Origin of the sequence: Serinicoccus kebangsaanensis (assembly GCF_008919445.1) — a bacterium.
GTDB lineage: Bacteria > Actinomycetota > Actinomycetes > Actinomycetales > Dermatophilaceae > Ornithinicoccus > Ornithinicoccus kebangsaanensis.
The window spans coordinates 24,538-44,184 of the sequence record NZ_VSLG01000010.1 but is presented as its reverse complement, the minus strand read 5'-3'; the positions used below and the strand labels follow the sequence as shown (position 1 = coordinate 44,184).

At 71.6% G+C, this 19,647-nt stretch carries 22 protein-coding genes; 10 read left to right on the top strand and 12 right to left on the bottom strand.

What is annotated here, in order from left to right; all coding sequences use genetic code 11:
• Positions 1-26 precede the first annotated feature (26 nt).
• The 9 genes from FXF60_RS11330 to FXF60_RS11290 all read left to right on the top strand — a co-directional run bounded on the left by FXF60_RS11330 (position 27) and on the right by FXF60_RS11290 (position 6,426).
• On the top strand, positions 27-641 hold the full coding sequence (locus FXF60_RS11330; protein ID WP_151526078.1) for a hypothetical protein: 615 nt from the start codon (positions 27-29) through the stop codon (positions 639-641).
• Positions 638-910: a hypothetical protein gene (locus tag FXF60_RS11325; protein ID WP_151526077.1), complete on the top strand. Its 273-nt coding sequence runs from the start codon at positions 638-640 to the stop codon at positions 908-910. Before FXF60_RS11330 ends, FXF60_RS11325 begins: the two co-directional genes overlap by 4 nt.
• Before the next feature lie 63 nt (positions 911-973).
• Positions 974-2,014 (top strand): hypothetical protein, encoded by a 1,041-nt coding sequence (locus FXF60_RS11320; RefSeq protein ID WP_202879619.1) that lies wholly within the window; start codon positions 974-976, stop codon positions 2,012-2,014.
• Between the two features lie 236 nt (positions 2,015-2,250).
• Positions 2,251-2,664 (top strand): hypothetical protein, encoded by a 414-nt coding sequence (locus FXF60_RS11315; protein WP_151526075.1) that lies wholly within the window; start codon positions 2,251-2,253, stop codon positions 2,662-2,664.
• Positions 2,664-2,972 (top strand): hypothetical protein, encoded by a 309-nt coding sequence (locus FXF60_RS11310; protein WP_151526074.1) that lies wholly within the window; start codon positions 2,664-2,666, stop codon positions 2,970-2,972. The genes FXF60_RS11315 and FXF60_RS11310 overlap by 1 nt, the downstream gene beginning before the upstream one ends.
• Positions 2,969-3,868: a WhiB family transcriptional regulator gene (locus tag FXF60_RS11305; RefSeq protein WP_151526073.1), complete on the top strand. Its 900-nt coding sequence runs from the start codon at positions 2,969-2,971 to the stop codon at positions 3,866-3,868. The genes FXF60_RS11310 and FXF60_RS11305 overlap by 4 nt, the downstream gene beginning before the upstream one ends.
• Positions 3,865-4,809 carry a hypothetical protein gene (locus tag FXF60_RS11300; protein WP_151526072.1) on the top strand — a complete coding sequence of 315 codons (945 nt, stop codon included), beginning with the start codon at positions 3,865-3,867 and terminating at the stop codon, positions 4,807-4,809. The genes FXF60_RS11305 and FXF60_RS11300 overlap by 4 nt, the downstream gene beginning before the upstream one ends.
• A 133-nt stretch (positions 4,810-4,942) precedes the next feature.
• Positions 4,943-5,770 (top strand): HipA domain-containing protein, encoded by an 828-nt coding sequence (locus FXF60_RS11295; RefSeq protein ID WP_151526071.1) that lies wholly within the window; start codon positions 4,943-4,945, stop codon positions 5,768-5,770.
• The gene (locus FXF60_RS11290) at positions 5,767-6,426 is read left to right on the top strand and encodes an HIRAN domain-containing protein (RefSeq protein WP_151526070.1); all 660 of its coding nucleotides are present in this window, start codon (positions 5,767-5,769) and stop codon (positions 6,424-6,426) included. The genes FXF60_RS11295 and FXF60_RS11290 overlap by 4 nt, the downstream gene beginning before the upstream one ends.
• 334 nt (positions 6,427-6,760) lie before the next feature.
• Here FXF60_RS11290 and FXF60_RS11285 read toward each other — a convergent pair whose 3' ends face one another.
• Together FXF60_RS11285 and ychF are read right to left on the bottom strand one after the other, a co-directional pair.
• Complete coding sequence (locus FXF60_RS11285) at positions 6,761-7,384, bottom strand: hypothetical protein (protein WP_151526069.1); 624 nt, start codon at positions 7,382-7,384, stop codon at positions 6,761-6,763.
• The gene (gene ychF / locus FXF60_RS11280) at positions 7,381-8,487 is read right to left on the bottom strand and encodes a redox-regulated ATPase YchF (protein WP_151526068.1); all 1,107 of its coding nucleotides are present in this window, start codon (positions 8,485-8,487) and stop codon (positions 7,381-7,383) included. Before ychF ends, FXF60_RS11285 begins: the two co-directional genes overlap by 4 nt.
• A 44-nt stretch (positions 8,488-8,531) precedes the next feature.
• On the opposite strand from ychF, the gene pdxY reads away from it, so the two are divergent.
• Positions 8,532-9,398 carry a pyridoxal kinase PdxY gene (gene pdxY, locus FXF60_RS11275; RefSeq protein WP_151526067.1) on the top strand — a complete coding sequence of 289 codons (867 nt, stop codon included), beginning with the start codon at positions 8,532-8,534 and terminating at the stop codon, positions 9,396-9,398.
• Between the two features lie 16 nt (positions 9,399-9,414).
• Here the strand turns inward: pdxY and FXF60_RS11270 are convergent, their stop codons facing one another.
• From FXF60_RS11270 to FXF60_RS11225, 10 genes are read right to left on the bottom strand one after another with little or no spacing between them, the layout of a single operon-like run.
• The gene (locus FXF60_RS11270) at positions 9,415-10,902 is read right to left on the bottom strand and encodes a GntP family permease (RefSeq protein WP_151526066.1); all 1,488 of its coding nucleotides are present in this window, start codon (positions 10,900-10,902) and stop codon (positions 9,415-9,417) included.
• Positions 10,899-11,831: an alpha/beta fold hydrolase gene (locus FXF60_RS11265; protein WP_238335823.1), complete on the bottom strand. Its 933-nt coding sequence runs from the start codon at positions 11,829-11,831 to the stop codon at positions 10,899-10,901. The genes FXF60_RS11270 and FXF60_RS11265 overlap by 4 nt, the downstream gene beginning before the upstream one ends.
• The gene (locus tag FXF60_RS11260; protein ID WP_151526065.1) at positions 11,828-12,562 is read right to left on the bottom strand and encodes a 3-hydroxybutyrate dehydrogenase; all 735 of its coding nucleotides are present in this window, start codon (positions 12,560-12,562) and stop codon (positions 11,828-11,830) included. The genes FXF60_RS11265 and FXF60_RS11260 overlap by 4 nt, the downstream gene beginning before the upstream one ends.
• Positions 12,559-13,191 carry a TetR/AcrR family transcriptional regulator gene (locus tag FXF60_RS11255; protein ID WP_151526064.1) on the bottom strand — a complete coding sequence of 211 codons (633 nt, stop codon included), beginning with the start codon at positions 13,189-13,191 and terminating at the stop codon, positions 12,559-12,561. The genes FXF60_RS11260 and FXF60_RS11255 overlap by 4 nt, the downstream gene beginning before the upstream one ends.
• Positions 13,188-14,753, bottom strand: a complete 1,566-nt coding sequence (locus FXF60_RS11250) for a class I adenylate-forming enzyme family protein (protein WP_151526063.1) — start codon at positions 14,751-14,753, stop codon at positions 13,188-13,190. Before FXF60_RS11250 ends, FXF60_RS11255 begins: the two co-directional genes overlap by 4 nt.
• Positions 14,750-15,892 carry a branched-chain amino acid ABC transporter permease gene (locus FXF60_RS11245; protein ID WP_151526062.1) on the bottom strand — a complete coding sequence of 381 codons (1,143 nt, stop codon included), beginning with the start codon at positions 15,890-15,892 and terminating at the stop codon, positions 14,750-14,752. Before FXF60_RS11245 ends, FXF60_RS11250 begins: the two co-directional genes overlap by 4 nt.
• On the bottom strand, positions 15,889-16,764 hold the full coding sequence (locus FXF60_RS11240) for a branched-chain amino acid ABC transporter permease (protein ID WP_151526061.1): 876 nt from the start codon (positions 16,762-16,764) through the stop codon (positions 15,889-15,891). Before FXF60_RS11240 ends, FXF60_RS11245 begins: the two co-directional genes overlap by 4 nt.
• The gene (locus FXF60_RS11235; RefSeq protein ID WP_151526060.1) at positions 16,761-17,567 is read right to left on the bottom strand and encodes an ABC transporter ATP-binding protein; all 807 of its coding nucleotides are present in this window, start codon (positions 17,565-17,567) and stop codon (positions 16,761-16,763) included. The genes FXF60_RS11240 and FXF60_RS11235 overlap by 4 nt, the downstream gene beginning before the upstream one ends.
• Entirely contained in the window at positions 17,564-18,367 is an 804-nt protein-coding gene (locus FXF60_RS11230; protein ID WP_437440860.1) for an ABC transporter ATP-binding protein, read from the bottom strand. Before FXF60_RS11230 ends, FXF60_RS11235 begins: the two co-directional genes overlap by 4 nt.
• Positions 18,364-19,551 (bottom strand): substrate-binding domain-containing protein, encoded by a 1,188-nt coding sequence (locus FXF60_RS11225; RefSeq protein WP_151526149.1) that lies wholly within the window; start codon positions 19,549-19,551, stop codon positions 18,364-18,366. The genes FXF60_RS11230 and FXF60_RS11225 overlap by 4 nt, the downstream gene beginning before the upstream one ends.
• Between the last annotated feature and the right edge of the window lie 96 nt (positions 19,552-19,647).

Genomic DNA, 19,647 nt, shown 5'->3' with positions numbered 1-19,647 from the left:
ACCACCTCACAGAGAAGGAACGACAGATGACCACACCGCAGAGCCTCATCCCCGCCCCGAACGGATGGCAGGTGGTCGAGACCTACACCGAGGACGGCCAGACCCTCCGGCACGACTACTCCCCTCTCGTCGGGTGGGTCGCCGTCACCGACGACGAGGGCCGCACCGAGCACTACCCCGCGTGGGTGGCTCCCGACTCCACCGACGGCGGCCTGGACGACACCCGCCACGGCGGCCTGGAGAACGTCGCCTACACCGTCCTCGCGCCCGGCCAGCAGCTCGACACCCGGCAGCAGCGGGAGAGCCTCGCGTCCCGGCTCCGGATAGCCGAGCACCGGCGCGCCGCACTCACCGTCGGCAGCGTCCTCGGTCCCGCAGTCAAGGGTGCGTATCAGGCTGGTGTCATCCGCCTCGCCCTCACCGGCCGGGATGGCGACACCCTCCGGCCGACCGAAGTCGCCATCATCACCGGCCACGGTCAGCAGACCGAACGAGTCATCCGCTCCGCCCAACACGCGCAGCGCATCGCCCAGGCCATCGCCGAGCACCACGGCACCAGGTGGCCGACGCTCGTCCGCGCGCTCGACACCGCCGACTACGCCGAGGAGTCCGGCGTCGACTTCGAAGGGCCCCGCTCATGAGCGCCACGACCGAACCGCCCGCCGCACCCCTGGTAGGCGCCACCTGGAGCGAGGACCGGCGCGGTTGGTACTTCGCCATCGAGTGCCCAGCGTGCCGGCGGCGTCACACCCACGGTGGCGGGCGCCACCTGCTCGGAGCGGACCGACTGCTCGGGCACCGCGTCGCCCACTGCGCCGACCCGCTCGGCTACGTCCTCACCGACCCGGCCGGTCTCATCGAGGCAGAAGTCCGCCGCGTCACCACCGAGAGGGCCGACGCCCTCGCATAGACCCACCCAGTCGCCGCCGGCCGCCCGGCCGTTGGCATCACCCCCGAAGGAAGGAACACCACAATGTCACTCCCCACCAACCGCCCCCAGCGCCATCCCGGCAGTCTTTCCGACGACGGCTGGAGCACGGCCGAGTCTGACGTCGTGGGCCGCCCCGAGCAGGCGGCCGACGACCTCGGCAGTCCTCTCGCCGGCATGACGACAGACACCGGCGAGGCCGACGCCATCTTCACCGACGGCCGTAACGTCGAGCAGGGCGGCCTCGGTGTCCGCGCCGGGACCAGCAGCCGGCGCACCGACCCCCTCACCGACGGCTCCACCAAGCGGCTGCTGCAAGGTCTGCTCGGCCGGCCGGCCTCGCAGCAGCTCGCCACGCCGGCCGCGCTGCGCAAGGCGTGGACCGCGGTCGAGGAAGCCGTCGAGGCTTCCCTGGCTGCCATCGAGGCTGTCCGCGGAGTCGACCGTGAGGAGTCGACCGCCCGATCGTCCTACGAGGGCGCCGTGAGGTCGTCGGCGGCGTCTGGCGAGCCGATGCCCGAGGCTCCAGCCCCGGTCAATTGGGAGGCCCGCCGGGCAGAGCGCCGGGCCTACGCCCGCGGCCTCGTGGACCGTGCCCAGCGCGCCCGGCGCGACTACGACAGGGCTGCCGAGGCCCTGTCCGGTGAGGACCGCACCAAGGCACTCTATGCGGCCTTGGCCGAAGCGCATGAGGCTGCCCTGGCCGCCATCGCCGAGGCTCGCGCCCAGGCCGCGACAGCAGCAACGGCCCTCGATGCCTACGTGGCCTCTGCTCCCGGCGACCGCATGCCCCGGCAGCGCCTCGACCGGGCCAAGATCACGGCGGCCCTGGCCGAGGCCGCAACGCAGGTCAGCAAGCTGGATCTGGCACGCCCGATCATGGCCGACACCAGTCAGACCCGGTGCGACATGCAGACCCGGCGCGCCCTGCACCAGACCGGAGACCTCGCCTCCCGCTACAGCCTGTGGCGCCTGGAGCGCAGCGAGGCCTTCAAGGTCACCGACCTGACCCGGGACTGGCCGCCCCTGGAGCGAATCAGCGGGGCGGTCAACTACGAGGCCGACGCTCGCGATCTCTACTACTGAGCCGATGAGCAGCCCCCACCTCCCCGGCCGGGCGATGAATGTCTCCATTGCACCGCCTGGCCGGGGGTGGGGGGATTCCCCCAGAGGCCCTCGCTCCTCTTCCACCGGGTCCCATACCGCCCAGCGTTCCGTACGCAGCCCTCACACCCGTATTTCCACATCGTGGACTACTTAGCACCACGCTAACTATCTACGCACTGCACATCCACCCAACTCCCTCAGAAGGAGCGGAGCAGATGACGACCTTCACCAGCACGACAGAGCCGCCGGACCCACCGGACGGCCTCAGCGACCGAGGCCGCCGCTACTGGCGCGACGTCACGAGCAGGTTCGAGCTCGCGATCCCGCACGAGGTGACCTTGCTGCACGAGCTTTGCCGGGTGCTCGGAGTGATCGACGTCCTGGCCGACGAGCTGCGCAAGGCCCCCTCTCTCCAGATGGCCGGGAGCATGGGCCAGCCCGTGGGGCACTGGGCACTCGCGGAGATGCGGGCGCAGCGTGGACAGGTGGCGCAACTCACGAAGGCTCTCGGTCTACCAGCCGACGACGCCGACGAGCAGGGCGCCGAGCCCGCCATCCCCGCAGCAACGAGCGAACGCGCACGCAGGGCAGCGAATGCCCGGTGGGCGCGCGAGAAGGGACCGCAGTGATGCCACGCAGACCCAGGCCGCAGACCACGGTCCCCCAGGCCGAGCAGTTCCGCCGCATCGTCGATATGCACCTGCAGGACGCCGAGGGTGCTGGTCGGCCTCCATCGCGCCCGTTGTGGGATGAGCTCGCCGAGCCGGCACAGATGGCCGTGGTCGAGGTTGCTGCCAGCGAACGCGGCATACCCGCGTGGCAGGGCTGGATCGTCGGTCAGCCACAGGACGAGGCCGACCAGCTCATCGGTGCCGTCAGAGCCACGCTGGCCGGTCACGCCTCGGAGCTGCTCGGCTGGACGGAGGCAGTCCGATGAGTGCCCAGCAGGTCGAGCAGCAGGACAGCAGCGACCGACTCACGGCCGAGCTGGAGGCCGTCGCACCGCCCCGCGACGAGCAGGAGCCGGTCCCGCAGCCGCGGGATGTCACCGAGGTCGCTGCGCTCACCGACGAGGAGCGGGCCGCGTGGCTCGAGCGGACGCCGCCGAAGCGACGTTGGGAGGCCCTCACCTCCGGCGACCTTCCCCACCGCGGCGCCCGCTGGCACGAGCAGGCGCAGTGCCAGGGCAGCGACGTCGACCTCGTCGACCTCGCCACGCAGACCGATGCACGGCCGCACGCGCTCGCGTTGTGCGCCCGGTGCCCTGTCCTGGCCGAGTGCGCGACCGAGGCCCGACAGCACCCCGCCCACGGCTTGTGGGCAGGTGTCGGGCTGGAGTTCGGCAAGCCCGCCCCGACGCAGCACCTCCCGGCCGGCCGACCGAAGGCGACGAGGCCGAAGGTCACCGATGACGAGGCCATCGAGTGGCTACGCAAGGCTCTGCGCAAGGAGGAGGGCACGGCCGCGGAGTTGCGCAGCGCTGCCCGCGACGCAGGCATCTTCGCCAAGCAGCTTGGACGTGTAGCCGACCAGCTCGGAGCCCGACGAGGGTCCGGCATCCCGTGGCGACTGCCCGAAGGCACAGAGCAGCAGGAGCAGGAGCAACCGCCCCCCGCTGGTCGGCCGCAGCGGGAGGAGAGGCCGTGCCCGTCGTGCTGGCTCACGTCGTGCGACTGCAACGCCCAGCCCGGCCCGCTGCCGATCGACCCGGCCGCGCGCACCGCATCCGAAGCCCTGCTCATCCCACGCCGGCCCGCTGGTCGGCACCGAGGGCAGCGCACCCAGCCACGCAAGCCACGACCACGATCCCGACGCAGGAAGGCGATCCGATGAGCACGGACGAGCAGCAGCAGGGCAGCACCGACGACAGTGCTGTCAACCCGACGACGCTGGAGGAGCTGAAGGTGGCCTGGACCGTGCGCCGCGACCGCCTGGACCGGCGCTCCCGGGTCCGGCTCTGGCGCACGCTAGGCCGCCAGGAAGCCCGCGAGCTCCGCCCCGACGGGCCGATCCCCCTCTACCGCGGCTGCCTCCCCGGCGACCAGCGCCGCATGTCCTGGACCGAGAGCTACTGGACTGCCCGCCGCTATGCGGACCGCCTCGGCCCCGAGGGCATCGTCTATGTCGCGGAGGCGCCACCGTCGGCGCTCATCGGCTGGCCGACGGCCGATGAGGTGGTCGTGATCCCGAGCAGGCTACGGCGCATCCGCCGCGCGAAGGAGCGCCAGGGCGGACAGTCCGACCAGCGCGCCACCGACCGCCAATCCCGGCGCCGCGGAGCCGCCCGCACCTGGAGGGCCGACTATGAACAAGGCCTCGCCGATCGTCACGGCAGCGGGGAGACGTTGGCCTCGATGGTGGTCGGCGCACGCCGAGACGCGAACCGGGGTCGTCCGGCCCGCAGGGGCGACAGGCCCGTCAGCGATGCCCTGTGGAGGCGCAGGCACGCTGCCGCCTACGAAGACGCCCCGCCCCGTCCGAGCCGCTGGGAGGCCGCCCAGCAGGCCGCAGCGGCCGAGGTAGCCGCCGCCGAGCAGACCATGGTCGACGCCGACGCTGCAGCCCAGCAGAGGGCCGCCGAGGTCGACGCCTACTTCGCCGGCATCGAGCAGCGGCAGCAGGACCGGCACGCGGCGCTCGCCGCCGAGGCCGCACAGTGGCAGGCCGAGCACGACGAGCAGCGCCTAGAGGTCAAGGCCCGCCGCGAGCGCGAGCGGCAGGCCCTCCAGCAGCGCGAGGCAGCCCTCGCCGAGCAGGAGGTCGCCCAGCGGTAGACGCTAAGCCTCTGGTCGGTCACGGTGTCTGCACACCGCCCACCGACTGAGAGGGCAGCTCGGCGGCGCAGTGAGGCAAGGTGGTCGGCGCGTCGTCCGAGCCCTCGGCAGCACGGCGTGCTCGGCTAGGACAGTGGAGGTCATCGACGTCACCGGCTGGTATGTCATCACGGATGAGCCGGACGGCCAAGACGAGAACAAGCTATGGCTCAGCAAGTCGCCCGGCGCCGACCGTGACAACTGGTGGCTATGGAAGCCCCGGCTCGGCACCGGGAAGGAGAAGGCACACCCTCGATACAGCGACGTCGCAGAGGTGCTGGCCTATCGGCTCGCGCAACGGATCGGCCTACCGGCGGCCGAGTGCGAGCTCGCCTTCCGCAACAAGCCGGGAGCCATCTCGCGCAACCTCACCCCGGACGGCACAGACCTTACCCACGGTGGCAATCTGGCACCCTTCCTGCCCTACAGCCTCGCAACCATCGACCTCATGCTCACCAGCGATATCGGCGTCCCCCCTCAGTGCGAGGGGATGAGCGCTCGCCAGGTGTTCGCCGGCTACCTCGTCCTGGACGCATGGATAGCCAATACCGACCGGCACGGAGGCAATTGGGCGGTGGTCGAGGACGACCAGCGCCGCACGACCCTGCTGCCCGCCTACGACCACGGGTCAGCACTGGGCAGCGGCCTCACCGATGAGCGGCGCCTCTCCCGCAGCCTCGCGGCCTTCTGCGAAACGGGCAGGACGCGCTACTTCACCGAGGGCGGGACGCTGCTCGAGCTCGCAGCGATAGCCGTAGAGAGGTCTGGCGCGTATTGGTGGCCCCAGCGCGTGGCCGATGTGCCCCCCGAGCACTGGCGCGGCATACTGGCAGACATCGACGGTATGTCAGACGTCGCGCGTACCTTCATGGACGGCATACTGACGATGAATCAGGAGAGGGTGAGCACGCTATGTCAATGATGACTCGGACGAGCACACGGCGCCTGTTGGTCACCCGCCGCAACCCGGACACCAGGCACTATGAAGCCATCGGCGAGCTGATCCACGACGAGGACGGCTACACCTTCACCTACCGCGACGGCATCACCCGAGCCCTGCCCGGCATGCCCCCTGGCGAGCCCCACCGCTCCGCCGAGCTGTTCCCGCTGTTCAGCCACCGCGTTATCTCCCCGCGCCGCGCCGACCACGACGACTACCTCGCCCGGCTCGACCTCCCGCCGACGGCTACACCGTTCGAGGTGCTGACGCGCTCTGGTGGCCGGTCCGCCGTGGACATGCTGGAGCTCACTCCCATGCCAGAGCCCGGCCCCGTCAGGCTGCCCTTCCTCGTGCACGGCATCCGCCACCTCACCGAGCAGGAGCGAGCGCGTATCGACACCCTCGCCGAGGGTCAGCGACTTCACTTGCAGGCGGCACCGGACACCCCGACCGACGAGCACGCCGTGCTGGTCACCGATGACGGGCACCGCCTCGGTTACGTGCCGCGCCCGCTGACCGAGTATGTCCACCCCATCATGGCGGGCGACCACGAGCTCACGGTCGAGCGCGTCAACCACCGCGACGCCGGCTTCCACATGCGCCTACTCGTCCAGTTGGTCGGCACCTACCCCGGCTGAACACCGGCCATCGCGCCGCTGTAGTTGGCAGGAGAGCTCTCGTGACCGAGGTATCCAATCGCGACACCTATCAGTCGCCCCCATGCCGCCTGTGTGCCTCCGAGACGTTCGTCGTCAAGTGGCTGGAGAACCGCAAGCTCGGCAGCCCCACGGTCACCTGGATCGCTGTCCGAGCGTGTTCCAACACGGACTGCGAAGCAAGCCGCAGCGACCGCATGTGCCCCGTCCAGCCGTAGCCAGGCTTCCGCTCGCAGGTGCCGCGGCCGCGTCGCCGAGGGAGCCATCGCCGCCGTGGTGGCAGGCGCGATCGATGGGGTTATGTAGTTGGGTGGGGCTAATCGTCTAGGTCCGAGACACCTGGCACCTTATCCGGAGGCGGCTCCCAGCCGTTCCTCTCAGCGACCGCCATCGCTGTATCGACGGCGAGCACTCGCAGTCGTTCCACCTTGTCGGGCTGGAATCCCTCACGGCGTAGAAGTCTGAGGTTGGAGAACAAGGCGGACACCCACGCCCAGGCCTGGCTACCCAACTCTACGTGATCCTCTGTGCTCAGCCCGCCCTTGTCGCGTCGCCGGGCCTCGCCGCGCTCCAAGGCCTCGCCCATCAGACTTGCGCCAAGCTGGGATTCTGCCGCAATCCACTGGTCGAAGCCAGGCCATTGCAGACGGTCAATCAAGAGTGTTGCTCGAGTGCGTAGCTCCGTCAGCAAGGGCCGCGCCCTCTCGTTTCCGTTCGGGTCGAAGGTTTGGAGAGCGGCGACTGCAACCAGCAGCGAGTCCCACGCGGCCTCTGTGGGCTGGGCCTCTGCGTAGGTCTGCGCGCGTTCTGCGATGTTGGTGCTCTTGCGCGCAGCAAGCCAGGCAAGCACGGCGATCACCACCGACACCACCCCGGCACTAAGCGAGACGTACTCGGGCCATGCGAGCACGCTCTCCGCCGCCATGGTGGTGGAGATCACTTCTTGCCCGTCCCTGATGTTCCCCCGTGGCGGAACTCCACGACGTCCCCGTCGGCCATGACGTAGTCCTTGCCCTCCATGCGCACCTTGCCGGCCTCCTTGGCCCTCACCATCGAGCCCAGCTCGTCGAGCGCGTCGAAGCTGACGATCTCGGCCTTGATGAAGCCGCGCTCGAAGTCGGTGTGGATGACGCCGGCCGCCTGGGGCGCGGTCGAACCCTTGCGGATCGTCCAGGCGCGGGACTCCTTCGGACCGGCGGTGAGGTAGGTCTGCAGCCCGAGGGTGTCGAAGCCGACCCGGGCCAGCTGGTCCAGGCCGGGCTCGGTGACCCCGACCGACTCCAGCAGCTCGCGGGCCTCCTCGTCCTCGAGCTCGGCGAGGTCCGCCTCGAGCTTGGCGGACAGGTAGATCGCCTCGGCCGGCGCGACGAGCTCGGCGAGGTCGGCGTGCAGCGCCTCGTCGGTCAGCCCGTCCTCGTCCAGGTTGAAGACGTAGAGGAACGGCTTGGTCGTGAGCAGCCCGAGCTGCCGCGCGACGGCGACATCCACACCCGCCGCGGCGCCACCGGCATACAGCGTGTCCCCCGCCTCCAGCACCTGCTGCGCCGCGAGCGCCGTGTCCAGGACCGCCTTGTCCGTCCGCTTGCCCTTGACCTCCTTCTCCAGCCGCGGGATGGCGTTCTCCAGCGTCTGCAGGTCGGCGAGGATGAGCTCGGTGTTGATCGTCTCGATGTCGTCGCGCGGGCTGACCTTGCCGTCCACGTGCACCACGTCGTCGTCGCGGAAGGCGCGCACCACCTGGCAGATCGCGTCCGCCTCGCGGATGTTGGCGAGGAACTTGTTGCCCAGCCCCTCCCCCTCGCTCGCGCCGCGCACGATGCCGGCGATGTCGACGAAGCTCACCGTGGCAGGGAGCACCTTGGCGCTGGAGTGGATCTGCGCGAGCCGGTCCAGCCGGCCGTCCTTGAGCGGCACCACGCCGATGTTGGGCTCGATCGTGGCGAAGGGGTAGTTCGCCGCGAGCACGGTGTTCTTGGTCAGCGCGTTGAAGAGCGTGGACTTGCCCACGTTGGGCAGGCCGACGATTCCGATGGTGAGTGCCACGGGGTCAGCAGTCTAGTCGCCGGGAGGAGTGCGAAGATCGAGGTATGCGCTTCCTCTCCATCCAGAGCCACGTCGCCTACGGCCACGTCGGCAACTCGGCCGCCGTCTTCCCGCTGCAACGCATCGGGCACGAGGTCTGGCCGGTGCTGACGGTGAACTTCTCCAACCACACCGGCTACGGCGAGTGGGGCGGCCCGCTCATCCCCGCCGACGACGTGCGGGCGGTCGTCACCGGCATCGAGGACCGCGGTGTGCTGCCCACCGTCGACGGCGTGCTGTCCGGCTACCTCGGCGGCGAGGAGATCGTCGACGTCGTGGTGGACGCGGTCGCGCGGGTCAAGGCAGCCAACCCGGAGGCGACCTACACCTGCGACCCGGTGATGGGCAACGCCACGTCGGGCTGCTTCGTGGCCGACGCCATCCCGCCGCTCATCCGGGAGCGGGTGATCCCGCACGCCGACATCATCACGCCCAACCAGTTCGAGCTCGGCTACATGACGCACACCGAGCCGGACGACCTCGAGTCGACGCTCGCGTCGGCGGACACGGCACGCGACCTCGGGCCGCGCACGGTCCTGGTCACCAGCGTGCTGCGCCCGGACCGGGAGGCCCAGCCGGACGGCGGCGAGACGATCGAGATGCTCGCCGTGGACGACGAGGGCGCGTGGATCGTCGCGACCCCGCGGCTGCCGATCAAGGCCAACGGCTCCGGCGACGTCACCAGTGCGCTGTTCACCGCGCACTACCGCGAGACGGGGTCCGCCGCGACCGCCCTGGAGCGGACCGCCTCCAGCGTCTTCGACCTGCTCCAGGCCACCCTCGACTCCGGCGAGCGCGAGCTGCGGCTGGTCCAGGCCCAGGACACCTTCGCGGACCCGCGTATGCAGTTCAGCGCCCGTCAGGTGCGCTGACCGGGCAGACCTGCTTCTAGAACGCGCCGAAGGCCGAGCCGAGCGCGACGACGACCGCGAGCGCCAGGACCGGTATGACCACGGCCACCATCCCGACGTCCTTGTAGGACTGCCTGTGGGTCAGGCCGCAGATCGCCAGCAGGGTGATGACGGCGCCGTTGTGCGGCAGCGCGTCCATGCCGCCGGAGGCCAGCGTGGTCACCCGGTGCATGAGTTCCATGTCGATCCCGGCCGAGGCGGCCATCGACTGGAAGTCCTGACCCAGCGCCTCCAGCGCGATCCCCATGCCGCCCGAGGCCGAGCCGGTGATGCCGGCCAGCACGCTGACCGCGATCGCGGTCGAGACGACCGGGTTGTCCGAGGAGCCCATGATCGCGTCCCGGACCAGCACGAAGCCCGCGAGCGAGGCGATGACGGCGCCGTAGCCGACCTCGCTCGCCGTGTTCATGATCGGCAGGAAGGAGGCGGTGGTGCCGGAGTTGAAGCTCTTCTTCGGGTTGGCCAGCCGCCGCCAGTTGAGGACGAAGGCGAGGACCACCGCGGTGGCGAGCGCCACGATGAGCCCCCAGTTGCCCTGCACCGTGGACAGGTCCGTCGCGCCGTACTCCTCCTGCGCGAGGTAGCTGGTGTCCATCATGGGGAAGACCACCCGCAGCAGGAACAGGTTGAGCCCGATGACGACGACGACCGGCAGGAAGGCCACCCACAGCGGGGGGAGGTCGCGCTCGCGGACGGCAGTGAGGGTGCCGCCGGCCTCGGGCTGGGTGCCGGTGCCCTCCTCCCCGCGGGACGTCGGTCCCTGGTCCTCACCGAGGTCGATGGTGAGCGCCGCGGAGTCGGCGCCGGTCGTCATGAGCGGACCGTCGTCATACCCCTCCCCTGCCGCGGCGGCACGCCTGCTGCGCCACGTCAACCAGCTGACCCCACCGACGAACATGATGAGCCCCGCGATCGCGCCCAGGCCGGGCGCGGCGAAGCCGTCGGTGCCGAAGTAGGGGTTCGGGATGGCGTTCTGGATCGCGGGGGTGCCGGGCAGGGCGGTCATGGTGAAGGTGAAGGCCCCGAGCGCGATCGCCCCGGGGATCAGCCGTTTGGGCACCTGGGCCTCACGGAAGAGCGCCGCCGCGATGGGGAACATCGCAAAGGCCACCACGAAGAGCGAGACGCCGCCGTAGGTGAGGATCGCGCAGGCCAGCACCACGGAGAGGATGGCCTTGCCGCCGCCCACCCGGCGCACCACCCACTCGGCGATCCGCAGTGCCGCGCCCGAGTCGGACATGACCTTGCCGAACAGCGCACCGAGCAGGAAGAGCGGGAAGAAGCTGACGACGAAGTTCCCCATCGCCGGCATGAAGACCTGGGTGTAGGTGGCCAGGATCGGCGCCCCGGCGAAGATCACGGCGATGCTCGCCATGATCGGGGCCAGCACGATGACGTTGAGGCCGCGGTAGGCCAGGACGATGAGCAGGGCCAGGGACAGCAGGATCCCGATCAGTCCGATCATGCGAGCCCCTCCTCCAGGTGCGGCAGCAGCTGGCGCACGCCGCGCTCGGCCAGCACGACGGTGTAGTGGTTGACGTCCTCGACCGGCACCATGCGCAGGTCCGGCAGGCGCCCGGTCCACCGGTCCCGGGCGCCGTCGGGATAGAGCGGCGGCACCTCGTCCAGCAGTCCGCGCGGCGCGACGAACCAGGTCGCCGGGTGGTGCAGCCCCTCCAGCGCCTGCTCGACCGAGTCGCCGTCGACGAGCTCGCGGATGTCCTCCGCGAGCGCCGCGGGACGGGTGGACGGCTGCAGCCGCGGGGCCTCGCCCACGAGGTCGTAGTCGACGTACGCCTCGACGAACGCGTCCCACCCCGGCCCCAGCGCCGGGTGCTCGCGCCAGAAGTCGTGGTATGCCTCCCGGCTGGGGAAGGTCATCCGCAGCCGGTCGGCCGCCGGGCCGAGCACCGCCGCCGCCATGTCCTCCGGCGCGACGCCGGGCGGCGGGAGCAGCGGCATACCCCCGTCGACGAGGAGGAGCGACCGCACCAGGTCGGGGTGCCGGTCCGCCAGCACGAGGGCGACGAAGGCGCCCATCGAGTGGCCGACCACCACCGTGCGGCGCACGCCCAGGTGCTCCAGCGCGGCCGCGACGTCGTCGGCGTGCCGCGGCATGCCGTAGGGCGCGGGGAGGTCCCGGGAGCGACCCCGGCCACGCAGGTCCGGCGCGACCAGCCGCACCCCGGGCAGCGCCTGGGCGAGGGCGGCCCAGGAGACGTGCGAGGCGGTGATCCCGTGGATCAGGACGGCGGTCGGCACGTCGGCACCCGCCGTGTCCTCGGGCTCCCACACCCCCACGTGCAGGTCGCCGCCCTCGACCGGCACCCGCTCGCTGCGGTATCGGGGCCCGACGACGGACCGGACCGACTCGGGCAGGGTCAGGGTGCTCACTGGGCGGTCCACCCCCCGTCCATCGTGTATGCCGTGCCGGTCACCATCCCGGCGTCGTCCGAGGCCAGGAAGGACACCAGGGCCGCCACCTCCTCCGGCTCGACCAGCCGCTTCACCGCGGACCGGGTCAGCATGATCTTCTCCACCACCTCGTTCTCCCCGATCCCGTGGGTCCTCGCCTGGTCGGCGATCTGCGCCTCCACCAACGGTGTGCGCACGTAGCCCGGGTTGACGCAGTTGCTCGTCACCCCGTGCTCGGCCCCTTCCAGCGCAATGACCTTGGACAACCCCTCCAGCCCGTGCTTGGCGGAGACGTAGGCCGACTTGAAGGCCGAGGCCCGCAGCCCGTGCGCGGAGGAGACGTTGACGATCCGGCCCCAGCCCCGGGCATACATGTGCGGCAGGGCAGCCCGGGCCAGCAGGAAGGGGGCCTCCAGCATCAGCCGCTGGATCAGCCGGAAGTCCTCGGGGTCGAACTCGTGGACCGGGGCCACCCGCTGCACCCCGGCGTTGTTGACCAGCACGTCGCACTCCACCGACGCCTGCTGCAGCGCGCCCGTGTCCGACAGGTCGACCGCCCACACCTCACCCCCGATGTCCGCGGCCACCCGAGAGGCCGCGTCGGCGTCCCGGTCGGCGACGACCACGCGCAACCCGTCGGCCGCCAGCCTCCGCGCCACGGCCGCGCCGATGCCGCTGGCCCCTCCGGTGACGATCGCCCTGCGTGTCATCTGCTCTCTCCGTCCGTCGGGGTGGGCGCCAGCGCGCCCTCGATCAACCGCATCAGCTGCTCGAAGACCGGGTCCGGGATCTGCCCGCCCTCTTCCCACAGCACCCACCGCATCCCGATCAGCTCGCCGGCACCCATCAGCGCCCAGGCCGCCACCATCGGGTCCAGCTGCCGGATCTCACCGGCACCCATCGCGCGGTCCAGGCCCGAGGCATACCCCGAGCAGATGTCGTCGTAGTGGGTCCGCATCACCTCGGGCGAGACGAACTCGGCCTGCCGGATGATCCGGTAGAGGGCAGGGTGCTCCGCGGTGAACGCGAAGAAGGCCCGGAAGCCGTCGCGCTCGGCCTGCAGCCGGTCGGGGGCGGCCGAGGAGGCCTCGCTCATCGCCTGCCGGACCCGGCGCGAGAGGTCGAGCACCACCTCGTCGAAGATCTCCTTCTTGCCGGTGAAGTGCACGTAGAAGGTGCCCAGCGCCACCCCGGCGAGCTCGGTGATCCGGACGATCGACGCCTCGGGATAGCCGACCGTGGCGAAGACGTCCTCGGCGGCCTGCAGCAGCCGTGCCCGGGTGCGCGCGCCCCGGGCCGTGCGCGGCGCGGGCCGGCTGGTGGACTCCTCGACGCTCACCGCCGCTCCCCCGTCCGCTCCAGGATCTCCTCGACGAGGGCGCGCACCGCGGACTGGTCGGTCTTGCCGATCCCGACCTCGGGCAGCTCGGGCACCGCCAGGACGCGCGTCGGCACCTTGAACGACGCCAGCAGCCCGCGGCAGTGCTCGAGCAGGTCGTGCTCGTCCGTCGCCACCCCGGACCGGAGCACCACCACCGCGACACCGACCTCGCCCCAGCGCTCGTCGGGCCGCCCCACCACGGCCGCCCGGGCGACGGCGGGGTGACGTCGCAGCGCCGCCTCCACCTCGGCCGGGGCGACGTTCTCCCCGCCGCTGATGTAGATGTTGCGGAGCCGGTCGACGATCCGCAGGTAGCCGTCCGCGTCCCGGAGGGCGACGTCACCGGTCCACAGCCAGCCGTCGCGCAGCACCTGGGCGGTGGCCTCGTCGTCGTGCAGGTAGCCGGTGAACAGACCCGGGCCCCGCACCAGCAGCTCCCCCGTGCCCGCACCCTCCACCCGCTCCCCCGTGGCGGGGTCGGCCAGCGCGACCTCGACGTGCGGGTAGGGCACCCCGGCCCAGCCGGCGCGCTCGGTGGCCTCGTGCGGGGGCAGGCACAGCACGTTGGGGCCGGCCTCGGTGAGCCCGTAGCCCTGGGTCAGCGCGACGCCGCGCGCGTGGAAGGTGCGCAGCAGCGGCGGCGGCATCGGGGCACCACCGACCACCGCGCTGCGCAGGCTGGACAGGTCGGCGTCGGGGAAGGCGGGGTGCTCGGCCAGCATGAGGTACTGCGTCGGCACCCCCATCACGGTGCTGACCCGCTGCTCGGCGATCAGCCGGAGCACCCGACCGGGGTCGAAGGTCCGCTCCAGCACCACCGTGGCCCCCGTCCACCAGGCGAGCAGCGGCTGGATGTTCCACCCGCCCGCATGGAACTGCGGCAGCACCGCGAGCACCACGTCCCGCTCGGTCAGCTCCAGGGTCCGAGACAGGGACAGGTTGGTCCACCAGCAGGTGCGGTGCGACAGCACGGCGGCCTTGGGGGCGCTGACGCTGCCCGAGGTGAAGACGATGAGCAGCGGGTCCTCGTCGGCGACCGGCTCCGGCTCGGCGGGCGGCCGCCGGGTCAGGTCGCGCAGCACGCCGCTGCGCTCCAGCTCGGTGAGGTATGCCGTCGGCACGGGGCGGGTGAGCCGCGCACCGACCTCGCGGGCCAGGGAGCCGGTCTCCTCCTCGGTCACGAGCAGGACCGGGTCGAGCAGCTGCACCTGACGCACCAGCTCCGGCGGCGTCAGCCGCCAGGACAGCGGGGCCAGCGCGGCCCCGACCCGGGCGCAGGCGAAGAAGAGCACCACGTGCTCGGCGCTGTTGCCGACCAGGGTGGCCACGCGCATACCCCGTCCGACACCGGCGCCGAGCAGGGCGCCGGCCAGGGACTCGACCCGGGACTCCAGCTCCCCGTAGCTCACCGTCACCCCGCGGTCGACGACGGCGGGGTGGCCCGGAGCCATGCGTGCCCGGGCGGTGGGCCAGCGGCCCAGCGTGTGCAGCCCGTCAGGGCCCGGATGCGTGGAGATCATGGGCGGGCCGCCCCCACCGTCTGGTCCTGCTCGTCGTCGTCCATCTCCTCCAGCCTCGCAGCCCCCTCCTCGGGGCCGCCACCGCTCCGGCGCCGCCCGCGCAGCCGGGTGACGGTGCCGGCCAGGCCGCCGGGGAGGAACATGACGACGAGGACGAACAGCGTGCCGAGGATGAACATCGGCTCCGAGAGCGGGATGCGCAGGACCGCCGGGAGGTCATGCACCCACTCCGCCTGGGCGAGGACGGTGAGCCGCTGGTTCAGCAGCACGTAGAGCACGGCCCCGCCGACCGCGCCCCACCGCGACCCGACCCCGCCGATGACCACCATGAGCAGCAGCGAGATGGTGAACTCGGCGCTGACGATGTGCGGCACGGCACCCGAGTTCAGGAGGAGGTGGACCATGCCCATCCCGATCGCGATGACGGACGCGGCGACGAAGATGGCGAGCTTGACGAGGAAGGGTCGCATGCCCAGCACCCGGACCCGCAGCTCGTTCTCCCGCACCGCCTCGGCGACGTGCCCGGCACGGCTGCGCTGCACCCACGTGGTGAGACCGAAGGCGAGCACCAGGGCGGCCAGGGCGAGCCAGTAGAGGTTGCGGGTGTCGGCGACCCCGACCAGGGCGTCCGGCACGTGCTCGGTGGGCAACCGCATACCCTCCTCGCCGCCGGTGACCCGGCCCGGGTCGCGACGGACGAGGACCGACCCCGCCTGGGCGAAGGCGAGCGTCACCATGGCGAACGGGATGCCGGTGACCCGCAGGCTGATCGCTCCGAGCAGCGTGGAGAACACCGCCCCGGCCAGCAGCACCACGACCACCGAGGGGACCAGGGCCAGCTCGAGCTCGGTCATGACGATGCCGAGCAGGTAGGCGCCGAAGCCGAAGTAGAGCGCGTGCCCGAAGGAGAGCAGACCGGCGACCCCGAGCAGCAGGTGGTAGGACAGCGCCAGCGCCGCCATCACCATCGCCAGGGCGAGCAGGTGCAGGGTTCCGGGGGTGTAGGTCGGACCCGGCAGCACGCCCGGGAGGTTCAGGTCGAGCAGCGGCAGGCAGGCCAGCAGCACGACCAGTCCCAGGGGGAGCAGCCGCCCGACCCAGGCGCGGCGGCCGGCCGACGCGTCGGTCGAGGTGCTCATGCGCGCCTCCCCATCAGTCCGGACGGCCTGGTCAGCAGCACCACGGCGAGCAGCACGACGACGGCGAGGTCGCCGGTGCCCCACAGGTAGTAGTTGGCGAACTGCTGGAGCAGCGCCACCAGCAACGACGCGACGGCCGCGCCGGTCAGCGAGCCCAGACCGCCGATCACCGTGACGATGAAGGCGAAGATGAGCAGGGTCTGACCCAGCAGGGGTGAGACGTAGCCGAAGTAGTGGCTGGCCAGGACGCCGCCGAGGCCGGCGGCGATGCCGCCGATGGTGAAGACCAGGGTGAAGGCGGTGCGGACGTCGATGCCGAGCGCGGTGACCATCGCCCGGTTCTCGACGCCGGCCCGGATGATCATGCCGTAGCGGGTCCGCTGCAGGAAGAGGACCATCCCGACCAGCACCAGGGTGGCGACGAGGATCGCCACGAACCGGTCGTTCGGCACGTTGGCGCCGAGGATGTGCGTGGTCCGGCTCATCCAGGCAGGCCCGGAGATGAACCGCGGGTCGGTCCCCCAGATCCCGTCGAAGAGGGCGACCGCCCCGAGTCCCAGCCCGACCGTGACGAGCACCTGCTCGATGTGCCGTTCGTAGAGGCGCTGCACCAGCACCCGCTCGGTCAGCGCGGCGAAGACCGCCCCGGCCAGTGCCCCGACGAGCAGCGAGGCCGCGAAGCCGGTCCACGTGCTCGCCCCCAGCCGGGAGGCCACCTCGAAGCCGAGGAAGGCCCCCAGCGACAGGAAGACGCCGTGCGCGAAGTTGAGGACGTGCATCAGGCCGTAGATCAGGGACAGGCCGGAGGCCACGAGGAAGTAGATCGCGCCCAGCCCGACGCCGGTGAACAGCAGCAGGACGACGGTGCTCATGCGCGCTCCTCCCCGGTATGCCCGGACCCGCCGTCGGTGGGCTCGCCGCCGCCCTCGGCGTGCACGCCCAGGAGGCGCTGGGTCAGGGCGTCGTCGGCCAGGAAGTCGGCGGCCGGCCCGTGGTGGACGCTGCGCCCGTCGGTGAGGACGACGGCGTGCTGGGCCAGATCGCGCACCACCTGCAGGTTCTGCTCGACGAGCAGGATCGGGGCGACCTGCGCCGCCCGGGCCAGCACCCGGCTCACCTCCTGCACCAGACGTGGCGCCAGGCCCTTGGTCGGCTCGTCGACGAGCAGCACCTGGTTGTCGTTGAGCAGGGCGCGGGCCAGGGAGACCATCTGCTGCTGGCCGCCGGACAGGGTGCCGGCCGCCTGCGCCCCTCGCTCCTGGAGCTCGGGGAAGAGGTCGTAGACCAGGTCGTAGCGGTGCCGGCTCCCCCGGCGCTCCGCCAGGCGGAGGTTGTCGGTGACGGTGAGGCCGGAGAAGACCTCGCGGTCCTCGGGCACGTAGCCCACGCCGCGCTGCACGATCTGGTGCGTCGGCAGGTGGACCAGGTCGGCACCGTCCAGCTCGACCGTGCCGGAGCGACCGATCAGACCGAGGACCGCCTTGATCGTGGAGGTCTTGCCGACGCCGTTGCGACCGAGCAGCGCCGTCACCCCCACGGGGGCGACGTCGAGGTCGACGTGCTCGACGACCTGCTGGCCGGCCACGTGCGCCGAGAGGCCACGCACCCGCAGGACGGGGTCGCCCGCCGGTGCGCCGTCGACGGCGACGTCGCCGCGCGGCTGGGTGCTCGTCATACCGACTCCCCCAGGTAGGCGCTCTGCACCGTGGGGTCGGCCATGACCGCCTCCGGCGTGTCCATCGCCAGCAGGTGGCCGAAGTGGAGCACCGCCACCCGCTCGACCAGACCCAGCAGCACCTCCATGTGGTGCTCGACCATGAGCACGGTGCACCCGTGGTCGCGGTGCAGCCCACGGATCACCTCGGTGAGTCCGGGGACGTCACCGGAGGCGACACCGGCCATCGGCTCGTCCAGCAGCACGACCTGCGGGTCGGTGGCCAGCAGCATGGCGATCTCCAGCTTGCGCTTGTCGCCGTGCGGCAGGTCCCCGGCACGGTGGTCGGCGCGGTGGCCCAGGCCGACCTCCTCCAGCAGCTCGGTCGCCCGGCGCGAGGCGGCGTCGCCCCGGCGGGGGAAGGTGAACAGCGAGATCGCCCGGCCCGCCCGCACCTGGGCGGCCAGCCTGGCGTTCTCGTGCACCGTGAGTCCCGGGAAGAGCGAGGAGGTCTGGAAGGTGCGGCCGAGCCCTGCGACGGCGCGTGCCGTGATGCTCGCCCGGGTGAGGTCCCTGCCGCCGAGGAGGACCTGGCCGGTCGTCGGCTGGTGCACCCCGGAGACCAGGTTGAACAGCGTGGTCTTGCCGGCACCGTTCGGTCCGATGACGCCGACGATCTCACCCGTCGGCACGGTGAAGCTGATGTCCTCCAGGATCTGCGCGCCACCGATGCGCAGCGACAGCTCCCGGACCTCCAGGGCCGGGGCGGCGCCGACCGGCCCCGCGTCGGCATCCACGCCCGGGCGTGAGCGCCCGGTCACTCGGCCGCGGTCTCCGGCGGAGCCACCTCGTCGGCCGGCACGGTGTCGATTACCTCCGGCACCCACGCGTCACCGTCCTGCACGAGCTGGGCGGTGAACATGTCCTGGACCAGCGCGTGGTCGCCCTCGCGGATCGTCGTCGTGCCCTTCGGGCCCTCGAACTCCCAGCCCTCCAGCGCCTCGATCATGGCGTCGACGTCGTCCCCGCCCTCGGCGACCGCCTGGGCGATCATCTGCCCGGCGACGAAGCCGTCGACCGTGAACAGGTCCGGGGTCCCGCCGGCCTCGGTGACCGAGTCGACGAGCGCCTGGTTCACCTCGTTGTCCGTGGCACCCGGGAAGTAGTGCGACAGGAAGGAGATCTGCTCGCCGGCCGCGCCGTAGGCGGCGAAGGTCGCCGAGTCGGCCAGCCCGGTGACGACCGGTGCCGCGTCGAAGACGTCCTGCTGGCTCAGGGAGGTCCACATGTTGCCCGCGGTGGCTCCCGCCCAGGCGACGAAGATGAGGTCGGGCTGCTCGTCCACCACCTGGCGGGCGAAGCCGGTGAACTCGGTGGCGTCCTCCGGCACGAGCACGCTGGCGACCTCCGCGCCCTCGGCACCCAGGACGGCCTCGACCGCGGCCAGGTTGCCCTGGCCGAAGGCGGTGTCCTGGGCCAGGACGACGACCTTGCCGGAGCTGTCGTCGAGCATCGCGCCGGCGGTGGCGACGTCCTGGTAGGTCTGCCGGCCGGAGCGGAAGGTGAACTCGTTGACGCCGGTGATCGCGTCGGTGGCCGCCGGCCCGGAGATGTAGAGGACCTCGTTCTGCGCGGCCTGCTCCGCCATCGCCGTGGCGATGCCGGAGACCACGGTGCCGCCGAGGATCTGGTAGTCCTGCCCGATGAGGTCGCGGGCCGCGGCGACGGCGGTGTCGGGGTTGCCCGCGTCGTCGCGGAACTCCAGCTCGATGGCGGTGCCGTCGACCTCGCCGGTGCCGTCCGTCGCGTAGTCGAGCCCGGCCTCCAGGCCCTGGCGGTACTGCTCGCCGTAGGCGGCCAGCGCCCCGGTCTCGGAGTAGATGATGCCGACCCGCGCGGTGCCGCCGCCCTCGGCCGCGCCGGTAGACCCGTCGGACTCCGCGTCACCCCCGTCCGTGGTCGACGGGGCGCAGCCGGCCACCGCGAGCGCGGCGGTGGCGGACATGAGGACGAACAGGCGGGTAGCGCGTGCGGTCACCGGGACACTCCTTCGTGAGCCAAACATGAAAGGTGATTCATGTTTCGTGTTGGAAGGTACGGG

Excerpts from the sequence above, each read along its gene's own strand:
- FXF60_RS11330 (WP_151526078.1), top strand. The coding sequence starts at position 27 with ATGACCACACCGCAGAGCCTCATCCCCGCCCCGAACGGATGGCAGGTG.
- FXF60_RS11325 (WP_151526077.1), top strand. The coding sequence starts at position 638 with ATGAGCGCCACGACCGAACCGCCCGCCGCACCCCTGGTAGGCGCCACC.
- FXF60_RS11320 (WP_202879619.1), top strand. The coding sequence starts at position 974 with ATGTCACTCCCCACCAACCGCCCCCAGCGCCATCCCGGCAGTCTTTCC.
- FXF60_RS11315 (WP_151526075.1), top strand. The coding sequence starts at position 2,251 with ATGACGACCTTCACCAGCACGACAGAGCCGCCGGACCCACCGGACGGC.
- FXF60_RS11310 (WP_151526074.1), top strand. The coding sequence starts at position 2,664 with ATGCCACGCAGACCCAGGCCGCAGACCACGGTCCCCCAGGCCGAGCAG.
- FXF60_RS11305 (WP_151526073.1), top strand. The coding sequence starts at position 2,969 with ATGAGTGCCCAGCAGGTCGAGCAGCAGGACAGCAGCGACCGACTCACG.
- FXF60_RS11300 (WP_151526072.1), top strand. The coding sequence starts at position 3,865 with ATGAGCACGGACGAGCAGCAGCAGGGCAGCACCGACGACAGTGCTGTC.
- FXF60_RS11290 (WP_151526070.1), top strand. The coding sequence starts at position 5,767 with ATGATGACTCGGACGAGCACACGGCGCCTGTTGGTCACCCGCCGCAAC.
- pdxY (WP_151526067.1), top strand. The coding sequence starts at position 8,532 with ATGCGCTTCCTCTCCATCCAGAGCCACGTCGCCTACGGCCACGTCGGC.
- FXF60_RS11270 (WP_151526066.1), bottom strand. The coding sequence starts at position 10,902 with ATGATCGGACTGATCGGGATCCTGCTGTCCCTGGCCCTGCTCATCGTC.
- FXF60_RS11260 (WP_151526065.1), bottom strand. The coding sequence starts at position 12,562 with ATGACACGCAGGGCGATCGTCACCGGAGGGGCCAGCGGCATCGGCGCG.
- FXF60_RS11250 (WP_151526063.1), bottom strand. The coding sequence starts at position 14,753 with ATGATCTCCACGCATCCGGGCCCTGACGGGCTGCACACGCTGGGCCGC.
- FXF60_RS11245 (WP_151526062.1), bottom strand. The coding sequence starts at position 15,892 with ATGAGCACCTCGACCGACGCGTCGGCCGGCCGCCGCGCCTGGGTCGGG.
- FXF60_RS11240 (WP_151526061.1), bottom strand. The coding sequence starts at position 16,764 with ATGAGCACCGTCGTCCTGCTGCTGTTCACCGGCGTCGGGCTGGGCGCG.
- FXF60_RS11235 (WP_151526060.1), bottom strand. The coding sequence starts at position 17,567 with ATGACGAGCACCCAGCCGCGCGGCGACGTCGCCGTCGACGGCGCACCG.
- FXF60_RS11225 (WP_151526149.1), bottom strand. The coding sequence starts at position 19,551 with ATGTCCGCCACCGCCGCGCTCGCGGTGGCCGGCTGCGCCCCGTCGACC.